Source organism: Virgibacillus natechei (genome assembly GCF_026013645.1).
Lineage (GTDB): Bacteria > Bacillota > Bacilli > Bacillales > Amphibacillaceae > Virgibacillus_L > Virgibacillus_L natechei.
In genome coordinates this window covers 2,266,043-2,277,673 of the sequence record NZ_CP110224.1, presented here as the reverse complement: position 1 = coordinate 2,277,673, position 11,631 = coordinate 2,266,043, and the positions used below count along the sequence as shown (strand labels likewise).

14 protein-coding genes and 1 other annotated feature are annotated in these 11,631 nt (G+C 36.2%); of the genes, 13 read left to right on the top strand and 1 reads right to left on the bottom strand.

The annotated features are described in order from the left end of the window. Positions 1-11: 11 nt before the first annotated feature. The 11 genes from OLD84_RS11910 to OLD84_RS11860 all read left to right on the top strand — a co-directional run bounded on the left by OLD84_RS11910 (position 12) and on the right by OLD84_RS11860 (position 9,306). Positions 12-407, top strand: a complete 396-nt coding sequence (locus OLD84_RS11910) for a cytosolic protein (RefSeq protein WP_209462080.1) — start codon at positions 12-14, stop codon at positions 405-407. A gap of 26 nt (positions 408-433) precedes the next feature. Then, the gene (gene nrdR / locus OLD84_RS11905) at positions 434-901 is read left to right on the top strand and encodes a transcriptional regulator NrdR (protein WP_209462079.1); all 468 of its coding nucleotides are present in this window, start codon (positions 434-436) and stop codon (positions 899-901) included. Positions 902-927: 26 nt separating this feature from the next. After that, positions 928-2,292, top strand: coding sequence for a replication initiation and membrane attachment family protein (locus tag OLD84_RS11900; protein WP_280953274.1), 1,365 nt, complete (start codon positions 928-930; stop codon positions 2,290-2,292). Positions 2,293-2,296: 4 nt separating this feature from the next. Further along, positions 2,297-3,223: a primosomal protein DnaI gene (dnaI, locus tag OLD84_RS11895; protein WP_209462078.1), complete on the top strand. Its 927-nt coding sequence runs from the start codon at positions 2,297-2,299 to the stop codon at positions 3,221-3,223. A 154-nt stretch (positions 3,224-3,377) separates the two neighbouring features. Further along, positions 3,378-4,235, top strand: a complete 858-nt coding sequence (gene ytxC, locus OLD84_RS11890; protein ID WP_209462077.1) for a putative sporulation protein YtxC — start codon at positions 3,378-3,380, stop codon at positions 4,233-4,235. 380 nt (positions 4,236-4,615) lie between these two features. After that, positions 4,616-6,556, top strand: a complete 1,941-nt coding sequence (gene thrS / locus OLD84_RS11885; protein ID WP_209462076.1) for a threonine--tRNA ligase — start codon at positions 4,616-4,618, stop codon at positions 6,554-6,556. Positions 6,557-6,864: 308 nt separating this feature from the next. Further along, positions 6,865-6,993: a sequence feature (ribosomal protein L20 leader region), on the top strand. 73 nt (positions 6,994-7,066) lie between these two features. Then, complete coding sequence (gene infC, locus OLD84_RS11880; protein WP_209462075.1) at positions 7,067-7,570, top strand: translation initiation factor IF-3; 504 nt, start codon at positions 7,067-7,069, stop codon at positions 7,568-7,570. 29 nt (positions 7,571-7,599) lie between these two features. Next, complete coding sequence (gene rpmI, locus OLD84_RS11875) at positions 7,600-7,797, top strand: 50S ribosomal protein L35 (RefSeq protein WP_209462074.1); 198 nt, start codon at positions 7,600-7,602, stop codon at positions 7,795-7,797. Between the two features lie 58 nt (positions 7,798-7,855). Next, positions 7,856-8,212: a 50S ribosomal protein L20 gene (rplT, locus tag OLD84_RS11870; protein WP_209462073.1), complete on the top strand. Its 357-nt coding sequence runs from the start codon at positions 7,856-7,858 to the stop codon at positions 8,210-8,212. Positions 8,213-8,364: 152 nt separating this feature from the next. After that, positions 8,365-8,643 carry a DUF1294 domain-containing protein gene (locus OLD84_RS11865; protein ID WP_209462072.1) on the top strand — a complete coding sequence of 93 codons (279 nt, stop codon included), beginning with the start codon at positions 8,365-8,367 and terminating at the stop codon, positions 8,641-8,643. A gap of 69 nt (positions 8,644-8,712) precedes the next feature. Continuing rightward, complete coding sequence (locus tag OLD84_RS11860; protein ID WP_209462161.1) at positions 8,713-9,306, top strand: TVP38/TMEM64 family protein; 594 nt, start codon at positions 8,713-8,715, stop codon at positions 9,304-9,306. Between the two features lie 19 nt (positions 9,307-9,325). On the opposite strand, the gene OLD84_RS11855 is transcribed toward OLD84_RS11860, so the two are convergent. Then, the gene (locus tag OLD84_RS11855; protein WP_209462071.1) at positions 9,326-9,718 is read right to left on the bottom strand and encodes a sigma-w pathway protein ysdB; all 393 of its coding nucleotides are present in this window, start codon (positions 9,716-9,718) and stop codon (positions 9,326-9,328) included. A 166-nt stretch (positions 9,719-9,884) separates the two neighbouring features. On the opposite strand from OLD84_RS11855, the gene OLD84_RS11850 reads away from it, so the two are divergent. Both OLD84_RS11850 and OLD84_RS11845 read left to right on the top strand, forming a co-directional pair. After that, the gene (locus OLD84_RS11850) at positions 9,885-10,370 is read left to right on the top strand and encodes a dUTP diphosphatase (protein ID WP_209462070.1); all 486 of its coding nucleotides are present in this window, start codon (positions 9,885-9,887) and stop codon (positions 10,368-10,370) included. Positions 10,371-10,451: 81 nt separating this feature from the next. Further along, positions 10,452-11,537, top strand: a complete 1,086-nt coding sequence (locus tag OLD84_RS11845; RefSeq protein WP_209462069.1) for a M42 family metallopeptidase — start codon at positions 10,452-10,454, stop codon at positions 11,535-11,537. The last annotated feature ends 94 nt before the right edge of the window (positions 11,538-11,631 follow it).

Here is an 11,631-nt window from a genome sequence, read left to right as displayed (position 1 = left end):
GGGGTGTAGGGATGTCATTCAAAACGAAAATTAATAAATATTTTACCAACCATGCAGAGACGAGAGAAAATCATGAGGATGCATCACTCCAAACACATTACTATAAGACAACAAAAGAAAAAGGGATAAATATGCTTGAGAATTACTTTACGCATTCCCAAGTGTATGAAATAAACGCAACTTCAAAAGAACATGGTGAAATAAGTGTGTTTGTTAAAAAGGGAAAAAAAGTATTTATCGTTGCTACGGTAATTATGGTTAGACCTTACCACACGGCGATTGACTTTTCAGTTACGACGGAATCTATTTTTCCTTTTGATTTTGGCTACAGTACAAAGGTGATTCAACAATTATATAACAAGGTGAATCAAGAGTTACAGCTAATCACTCTAAAAGAAAACGGATAGATATTGATACAACGGAGGTGAACGAAATGAGATGTTCCAATTGTCACTATAAAAACACGAAGGTTCTTGATTCACGCCCAAATGAAGAGGGGCAATCCATACGCCGACGCCGAGAATGTGAGCAATGTGACTTTCGTTTTACAACATTTGAACGGCTTGAAGAAGCCCCTTTGATCGTAGTTAAAAAAGATGGAGCAAGACAGGAGTTTAGCAAGGAAAAACTAATTAGGGGTCTAATTAAAGCTTGTGAGAAACGTCCAGTGCCGCTCGATAATATAGAGGAAATCACTTTCAATGTGGAAAAAGAATTACGTAATACAGGTGTTTCGGAAATAGACAGTAAAGAAATTGGAGAAATGGTAATGGACAGACTTTCCAAAGTTGACGAGGTAGCATACGTTCGTTTTGCCTCTGTATATCGTCAATTTAAGGATATTAGTGTCTTTCTCGATGAATTAAAGGATTTAATCAATGCAGATAAAAATAAATCCTAAAGTGCAAGAAAGAGGGAGCGTATAGAATGATGCAATATATTGGTAAAATTTTGCCTATCGAAGGATACTATGTAATTGTAAAAGAGTATCTGCCTGTTGACTATGCAAAATCCTTAACCCATCTGTATCAGCCGCTTATCGGTATGCAGGCGGTGACGTTATATCAGACACTTTTGCATGAAATAGAATTACAGCGTGAAACTGTGCCTCAAACGCACCATACTTTAATGAATTATTTAAATTTACCGTTGGATGAAATATATCAAGCAAGATTAAAACTTGAAGGTATTGGGTTATTAAAAACCTTTAAAAATAATGAAGAGACAACCAATATGTACACCTATGAGTTACAAAGCCCATTTGCTCCAACTGAATTTTTCAAGGATGCGATGCTTGCCCAGCTTCTTTACCACCACATCGGTGAACGTAGCTTCAAAGGATTGAAAGATCACTATGTCATAGTACCAAATCAACAAATGGGAACAAATATAACGGCATCTTTTAATGACGTTTTCCAAACTTTTAAGCCATCCTTTGAGGCTGTTGAGTCACAACCAGCGGATGAAGAGGCTCCAGAAATACGCGAAGATAAAATCGATTTTTCCTGGATGGAACTCATGCTAAAGCAACGGATAATTCCTGTTAATAAAGTGTTAACAGCACAAAATAAAAAAGTAATATCACAAATGATGCAGTTATATGATCTTGCAGCATATGAAATTGAAAAGGCAGTTTTATGGGCTTTGACAGCAGAGAACAAGTTAGATTTAGATGAATTTAAAACTGCTTGTCATGATTTGTTTAAAGCCAAGCACAATGAAGTACCGATTCAATTAAAGAATAAAGCTGAAACAACACCAGAACAGCAGCCAACGGATTATAAGCCAGAGACGAAAGAAGAACAGCTTATTCATGAGTTGGAACTAATTACGCCAAAACAATTACTGGAAGACCTATCCAGTGGTAACCATGCATCAGAACAGGATATGAAAGTAATTCGAGGGGTCATGACATCCCAAGGATTGCCTTCTCCGGTTATGAATGTGTTAATACATTATGTGTTATTGCAATCAAATATGAAGTTGTCCAAAGCCTATTTGGAAAAAATTGCAAGTCATTGGTCACGGGCAAATTTAAAATCAGCGAAAGAAGCTATGGCTTTTGCAAAAAAGGAACAGGAAAGTCATCAGAAAGCTACAAAGCCTAGATCAAATTACCGAAAACCGGTGTCAAATGAAATAGTTCCAGATTGGTTTAAGGAAAGAAATAATACAAAGAAAAAGGAAGCTAAAAAACAGCCATCGATCGATTTAGCAAAAGAAAAAAAAGAAATTGCTGATATGTTAAATCAGTATTCAAGTAGTAATAAAAATAATCACATCCAAGGATGATAATATGAAGCCAGTACAGTCCACGTTGAAAAAGTGGATGCAGGAAAATGAAAATTTCAAAGATAATTATATGAAAATAAAACATGAGGTACTAAATGATCCAGAAATTAAGGAATTCTTATCATTTCATCCACAAATAAGTCAAAAAGAAATCGAGAAAAATCTGATTAAATTGCATGAGTACAAGACACAGTCTAAACAATGTGACAATTGTGCCTCATTTGGTGGATGTAAAAATATGATACAAGGGTATTCGCCGATCTTGCATGTTGATAACAATGAAATTCATTTGTCCTATGAAAAGTGCCATACCCGTATAGCCCATGAAAAACAAATGCAACAGCAAAACTTAATTCAAAGCTTGTATATGCCTAAAGAGATTTTGGAAGCAACCTTTGAAGGTATAGATGAAGATGGAGAAAGAAATATAGCTATTATGGAATTATTCAACTTTATAAGGGAAGTAAAAGATGGGATCCCCCAAAAGGGAATATATTTCTATGGAAGGTTCGGGATAGGTAAAACATACTTTTTAGGTGCATTAGCGAATGAATTAAAAAAAGTAAATATATCGACTATGATGATCTACATGCCAGAGCTTGTCCGCGAGATTAAAGCCTCCATGAAAGATGACTCTATTAACGAGAAAATAGAATTTTTTAAGAAAGCAGATGTATTAATGTTAGATGATATTGGTGCGGAAATGCAATCTGCTTGGTTTCGTGATGAAATACTGGGATCCATTCTGCAATACCGAATGATGGAAAGATTACCTGTTTTCTTTACATCGAACTATAGCCTAGAGCAACTGGAAGGGCATTTGGCATCAACGCGTACTGGTGTTGAAACGGTGAAAGCTGGAAGGATAGTTGAACGGATTAAACAGGTCAGTAAAGCAGTTGAAATAGACGGATATAACCGTCGAGATTAATAAAATGAGTATAATAGCTAGTACAAAGAAGCAATTCTTGGTACTAGCTATTTTATTTAACCAAATATTCTTACTAGTTTTGATGGTTTATACATGTTTTCGACCTTATGTCCATATAATGTAACAGTTTGGTGTTGGGTGAGGGTGATATGTATTGCAGGAAGTATATTTCGAATCAGACAAGGAAGTAATTAGTTTTTGTGAGCAGTTATTTAGTTATAACAAGCAAATTGAACTGCATTGGAAAACCAATGAAGATTGGGGGAATCATTTACGACTTGAATCTAAATTACGCAGCAATGAACTTACCGAAACAATTGCAAAATCGATGGCTGATGTATTTGTTTCACATCGCTTAAGAAGTACGATTAAAAGTATCATCGGAAAATATTATTATTATTCAAATATCGATGAAATTGAACGGATTATGGGATTAGCAGAATGGATTTTTGAAGGAGCTGATGCAGACAGCAAGCAAGTAAGAAATACAAAGGATCCAAGAATGTTACTTAAATCATTATTTATAGCAAATATCAAAGATGAATCAACGGTTCACTATGATTCAATTGTTAAATTTCGATTGAAAGTATTTACAGACCAGTTAATCCATTATGTAGGATTAGCAATTGATGAATTTAAACGAGAGGAAGATCACCAGGCATTTGTGAATACGCTTCGTGAATATATTGCAAAAAAAGAACCAAGCTATAATGTAATTCACGTATTGCAAGGAAACACTTTTTCCTTTTATAAACAAAATGGGAAGCGTTTTTCAAAAATGGAATTACGAACGTTCATGCAAAAAGAACCCCTTTATATTGTTGGGCTAGATGCGAATGAACTAAATTTGTCACCATTAATTGCTATGGCACCACAAAAAATAAAAATATATGGGGATCATCCATCTGAATCGAAAACATTGACTGTGATTAATGTTTTTCAGGAAAAAGTAGATTTTGAACCCTATCGAAAATTCCCTTTTGCACATAAAGTAATGAACCAAAATAATTAAGCTTGATTTTATTATAATGAAAGGCTATAATACAGATTATATAATTATACTAATTAATGAAAAAAGGTAAAGATAAGGATACGATTATTTGGGTTTTGTATAGATAAGAGAAGGAAGTCTATGGCTGGAAGCTTCCCCTATCAAACAAGTAATTACCACCTTGGAACCCTGCTATTTAAAGAAATAGTGGCGTAAATTCTGCGTTAAAGATTTAATGAGCCATGAATTTTTACGATGGAAATTAGGGTGGAACCACGACGTGTCAGACGTTCGTCCCTTTGCGAATATGCAAAGGGACGAGCGTCTTATTTTTATTGCTTTAGCATTCACTGAAGGCTTATTGAATGCCAAGTTTTCTAATATCAAGGGAGTGTTTTATAATGGCAGCAGAAATTTCAATTGTATTTCCAGATGAAACGCAGAAACAGTTTGCATCAGGGACAACTGGTGAAGAAATTGCAGGTGCGATTTCTCCTGGTTTAAAAAAACAAGCTATCGCTATTAAGTTGGATGGTGTGTTAGTTGATCTTAGGCGAGAATTATCTAGTGGCGGAAAGATTGAAATCATAACGTATAAAAATCAAGAAGGAATTGACATTATGCGTCACTCTACAGCACATTTAATGGCCCAGGCGATAAAACGGATTTATAAAGATGTCAAATTTGGCGTTGGTCCAGTAATCGAGGAAGGCTTCTATTACGATGTGGAAATGGATCATGTAATTAAACCAGAAGACCTTCCAAAGATAGAAAAGGAAATGAAGCGGATTGTTGATGAAAGTTTGGAAATAGAACGGTTGGTGGTATCACGTCAAAAGGCAAAAGAAATGTTTAACGACGACCATCTTAAACGTGAATTGATTGATTCTATTCCAGAAGATGAGCAAGTAAGTATCTATCAACAAGGTGATTTTTTTGATTTATGTAGGGGGGTACACGTCCCTGCAACAAACAAAATAAAGGCTTTTAAATTACTGACTATATCCGGGGCATACTGGCGAGGAGATAGTGATAATCAGCAATTGCAGCGTATTTATGGTACAGCTTTTGAAAAACAAAATCAGGTTGATGAACATTTACAGATCCTGGAAGAAAGAAAAGAACGTGACCATCGTAAATTAGGCAAAGAGCTGGGCTTATTTACGGTCTCACAAGATGTGGGACAAGGTCTCCCGTTATGGCTGCCTAAAGGTGCAACCATTCGTCGTAATATTGAACGCTATATCGTAGATTTGGAAGAACGCTTAGGATATGACCATGTTTACACACCCGTATTAGGAAGCGTTGATTTATATAAACAAAGCGGACATTGGGATCATTATAAAGATGATATGTTTCCAACACTTGAAATGGATAATGAAGATTTAGTACTACGTCCGATGAATTGTCCGCATCACATGATGGTTTATAAAAACGAGATGTACAGTTATCGTAATCTACCGGTTCGGATAGCAGAACTTGGTACGATGCATCGACACGAAAAGTCTGGTGCTTTAGCTGGGTTACAGCGGGTACGTGCCATGACATTAAATGATGCTCATATTTTCGCTCGACCTGATCAATTAAAAGAGGAATTTATTCGTGTGGTAGAACTGATACAAAAAGTATACGAAGATTTTAGTATTGAAGATTACTATTTCCGTCTTTCTTATCGCGATCCAGCGGACAAGGAAAAATATGTTGACAATGATGAAATGTGGGATAAGGCACAAGCAATGTTAAAAGAAACGTTAGAGGACATGGGAGTTGAATATGTCGTAGCTGTAGGAGAGGCAGCGTTTTATGGTCCAAAGCTTGATGTTCAGGTGAAAACAGCCTTAGGGAAAGACGAAACATTATCTACTGTCCAATTAGATTTCCATTTACCAGAACGCTTTGAATTAACCTATGTTGGAGAGGATGGCAAAGACCATCGTCCAGTCGTTATTCATCGTGGTGTGGTAGGAACAATGGAGCGTTTTGTAGCATTTCTTATCGAGGAATATAAGGGTGCATTTCCAACATGGCTAGCACCAGTCCAAGCGAAAATTATACCGGTATCACCAGATGTACATTTGGATTATGCGAAAAAGGTAGAGGATAAATTAAGACGTCAAGGTGTGCGTGTCTCCGTGGACGAACGAAATGAAAAGATTGGCTATAAAATTAGGGAAGCACAGACGCAAAAAGTACCTTTTGCATTGGTTCTAGGCGATAATGAAATTGAAGAAAATGCAGTGAATGTAAGAAGGTATGGAGAAAAACAATCTGAAACTCTAGGTTTTGAGGATTTCGTGAAATTGATAAATAAAGAAATTGATGAAAAAGAAATACGAACGTAATTAGAAAATGAGGCATATCGCCAAGCTTTGTGGCAAAAGTTAAAGCCCGCACTTACGATGCAAAATGTTTTTAGTGAGGGAATTAATTGAAGTCCAAATGTTATCGGTGAGGCGAGCGAGGATTAACGCGCCAGTCCCAAGACGTGCAATGAAACTGCCAAGGATATGCCCGCGTATTCTTGGCAGTTTCAATATACGCTGAGCGCGCTAGACGAAAAGACGAGAGAAACTCATAGTTCGTTTAAAATGATTCTTGACAATAGAGTGTAAAGATGCTATTCTTAATAAGTTGCAAAATTAAATGATCTAAAGACAAGTAGAGGCACCCGCTTCTCACCTGATCAACGCATACTTTATGTAGTTGACTGGTTCCAACTTTTTTTAAAAGACAAATGGAGACGTGTGGGTGCATGATGTACCGACACTTTTTTTATTTATTAAAATTGCTTGTCAATACTAGGTCGATCAGCAAGTATAAAATTTTGGAGGTGGCTGGATATTAGCAAAGATATGAATGTAAACGAAAAGATTCGTGCTAGAGAAGTACGTCTTATCGACTCAAATGGTGATCAGCTTGGAGTGAAATCACGTAACGAAGCATTGGACATTGCTCAAACGAGGAATCTGGATTTAGTATTGGTTGCTCCAAATGCAAAACCACCAGTTTGTCGCATCATGGACTTTGGTAAATATCGTTTTGAACAGCAAAAGAAAGAGAAAGAAGCACGGAAGAAGCAAAAAGTTATCAATGTCAAAGAAGTTCGATTCACTCCAGGTATTGGCCAACATGATTTTGATACGAAATTAAAGAATGCTAGAAAATTTCTTGATAATGGCGATAAAGTAAAAGCAGCAGTTCGATTCCGTGGACGTGCTATTACACACAAGGATTTGGGTCGAGAGGTTTTGGATCGTTTTGCTGAACAAGTTAAGGATGTAGCAACGATTGAATCCAAACCAAAAATGGAAGGCCGTAATATGTTTATGATGGTCGCTCCGTTAAAAGAAAAATAATTAGTTACAATTACAAGGAGGAACTCACTATGCCTAAAATGAAATCTCATAAAGGTTCTCAAAAACGTTTCAGAAAAACCGGCACTGGTAAACTTAAACGTTCACACGCATTCACAAGTCATATGTTTGCAAATAAATCTCAAAAACAGAAACGTAAGCTTCGCAAGAGTACAGTAGTTTCAGCAGGGGACTACAGACGTATCAAAACAATGCTACCTTATAAATAAGGTAAGCTCGGTATTATATAATTAACGATTTCTATATGTATTTTAGGAGGGAACTATTATGCCACGTGTAAAAGGTGGAACAGTAACACGTCAACGTCGTAAACGCGTTCTTAAATTAGCCAAAGGATATTATGGTTCAAAGCATGCGTTATTTAAAACAGCAAAACAACAAGTAATGAAATCAGGTATGTATGCATATCGTGACCGCAGACAGAAAAAACGTGATTTCCGTAAATTATGGATTACGCGTATTAATGCTGCAGCTCGTTTGAATGATCTTTCATATAGCAAGTTAATGCACGGGTTGAAAGTAGCAGGTATCGACATTAACCGTAAAATGTTATCAGATCTTGCTATTAATGACGAACAAGCATTTGCTCAATTAGCAACGAAAGCTAAAGACGCGATTAAATAAATTTAATTTGAACGACCAAATCCTTTCTAAGTTGGATTTGGTCGTTTTTTAGCAGAAAGCAGAAAGATTTTCCTGCTACTTAACTAGCTGAATATGGTGAGTTGCCTGAAGGCTTGGAGATAAGCTGATTTTCTAATAAAGGGGATAGCAAGATGAACGAGGCGAATACTATCGTGATTTATATTCTAGGTGTAAGTGCCATAACCTTTTTCTTAATGGGAATGGATAAGCAGAAGGCAAAAAAACAGCAGTTTCGTATTCCTGAGCGAACCTTTTGGATATTATCTATTCTTGGTGGATCATTTGGATCCTATATGGGAATGAAAATGTTTCGCCATAAAACGAAACATCGTTCGTTTGTAGTTGGAGTACCAATGTTGATCATTATCCATTGTACAGGAATTGCATACCTATTCTTTTTCATGTCATAAAGGCTCGTCTATTGTCATATACATGTACTAGTAGAGCTTCATGTTCGGCTCTGGAAGGGGAGGTAGATGATGGAGCTTTTTGGAAATTATTTAATGGCTTTCATTGAAACTGGTGGATTATTCGCCCCAATCCTGTTCATTAGTTTTCATTTATTACGGCCATTGTTTTTTCTTCCTGTTGTTTTTATATGTATTTCCGGTGGTATTTTGTTTGGAGCTGTGGCAGGAACGCTGTATTCCATTATTGGTATTACGTTATCTAGTATTATTTTCTATTTCATTATAACGTGGATGCCGAAATCATTTAATAAACTGGTACGTGTTAAAAAGAAAATGATAGGTCAGAATTCTGAATTAACGACATCACAAATCACGCTACTTCGTCTTGTACCGTTTATCCATTTTCATCTTTTATCCTTATGCTTAATTGAGATCTCCGCAAATTTTAAGGATTACACGAAATCATCTTTATTATCCAATATTCCCTTAGCCTTTGTATACACGTCAATAGGAGGCTGGATATCTAATTTAACCCCATTTCACATCTTCGTATTTCTAACGGCATTACTCCCATTTATTTATATCTTGAGAAGAAAAGAAATTATAATTAACTGGCAGGAATTTTTTCAAGTTGGTATAAAAAGCAAACACTCGTCAATTTAAATAATGACGAGTGATTTTTTTATTCCATACCTGTAAGCAGTAATTGATTGATTGGATGTTTCCATTCTATTTTGGCATGGTGATAGCGGATGAGTATTTCTTTCTCTAAAAAATATAAATCTTCTCGTGTTAGTCCCCGTAATTCTAACGGATCATCTACGGTAACATGAATGTCGACCACTTCAAATGAATCTTCTGTAGTACCAAGGTATTTAACCCCTTCAAAAAAACAACCTTTGTAGACGAATTGAAAATTCTTCTTGGCATTATTTGGTTCGTCCAAAAAGAAGAAGTCGTTTGATTCTTTAGCCATACGTAATTGTCTTTGTGGATTTCGGAGATATTGAATCAATGTATAGACGAGGAGAGCTAGTGCTATAACAATTAAGATTCTAAACAGGATAATAACCATATCCAACCCTCCATGTAGTTTGTTATACTATTATACGATTTAATCCGGTAATTAGTTTCACTATTCCCAGATAAATCGTGGTACAATCATTAGAAACCGTGGCATTCGTTAAAGAGATTCTTAGAAAGCACTTGTGGTTTGCTAAAAATGAAATGGAGGAATTTAATTGGACTGGAAAGCATTGTTTTCGATGCAAGCGCAATTGGACAAGTATATTGAAACAAAACATGATTTATTGGAGAAGGACGTTTTCCAAGAAAAATATCTTGCATTATTGGTAGAGCTCGGTGAATTAGCAAATGAGACAAGAACATTTAAATTTTGGAGTAACAAACCACGAAATGAAAAAAGTGTAATATTAGAGGAATACGTTGACGGGGTCCACTTTATTCTGTCATTAGGGATAGACAAAGGATTTCGTTATGATAGCAGGCAATTGAAGGAAATCACTCATTCTGAAACCGAACAATTTAACCGTGTATTTGAAGCTTGTGTAACGTTTAAACAAAAACCAACGCAAGCAACTTATATAAACTTATTTGAAGCATATTTGCAGCTAGGAGCATTGCTTGGATTCACAGAGGCCGATATACAAAGCGCATATTTGAAGAAAAATGAAGTAAATTATGATCGACAAAATCAAGGCTATTAAGTTAATTAGCCTAAATATTTTATTATTTTGATTAAAGCAGTTATACTTGTTACGGATACTAATGGAAGGAGTAAATTACATATGACAAAAATGGATGAAACGCTTACAATGCTTAAAGATTTAACAGATGCAAGAGGTATTCCAGGAAACGAAAAAGAAGCAAGAGATGTGATGAAACGTTATATCAAACCATATGCTGATGAAATTTTTACAGATAATCTAGGCAGTTTGATTGCTAAAAAAACAGGTGATGAAAATGGCCCGAAGATTATGGTTGCTGGACACTTGGATGAAATAGGGTTTATGGTAACTCGAATAGACGATAAAGGATTTGTTTATTTTCAAACAGTCGGTGGCTGGTGGAATCAAGTAATGTTAGCACAGCGTGTGACCATTATGGGTGATAATGGAGATGTGACTGGTGTTATAGGCTCAAAGCCACCACATGTCCTCTCAGCAGAGGCGCGTAAGAAACCGGTTGATATTAAAGAAATGTTTATTGATATCGGTGCGTCAAGTAAGGATGAAGCGAAAGAATTTGGAATCAAACCAGGTCATTCTATTGTTCCCTATTTTGAATTTACACCATTAAAAAATGAAAAAATGTTATTGGCAAAAGCCTGGGATAACAGAATTGGTATTGCGATTGCGATTGAAGTGTTAAAACAGCTTAAAGGTGTTAATCATCCAAACATTGTGTATGGTGTGGGAACGATCCAGGAAGAGGTTGGACTACGTGGTGCGCGTACTTCTGCACATGCCATTGAACCAGATGTTGGTTTTGGGGTAGATGTAGGTATCGCTGGTGACACGCCTGGTATTTCTGATAAGGATGCGGACAGCAAATTAGGGGATGGTCCTCAAATTATTCTATATGATGCATCAATGATTTCGCATAAAGGTGTACGTGACTTCGTAGTGAATACTGCTGATGAGCACGATATTCCGTATCAATATGCCTCGATTGCGGCAGGTGGAACAGATTCAGGTGCCATTCATTTGACGGCAAACGGGGTTCCATCATTATCGATAACGATTGCAACACGTTATATTCACTCACATGCAGCAATTTTACATCGTGATGACTTTGAAAATGCGGTGAAGTTAATTGTAGAAACGATTAAACAATTGGATGCTGATACAGTAAAAGAATTGATTTTAGCTTAAAGCGTTTCTCGTAAGTATGGTGGCTTTTAAATTTTCGGAGTTGATATAAAAGACGAACTTGAAATGAAGGATGATACTTTTACCCCGCTGCGGA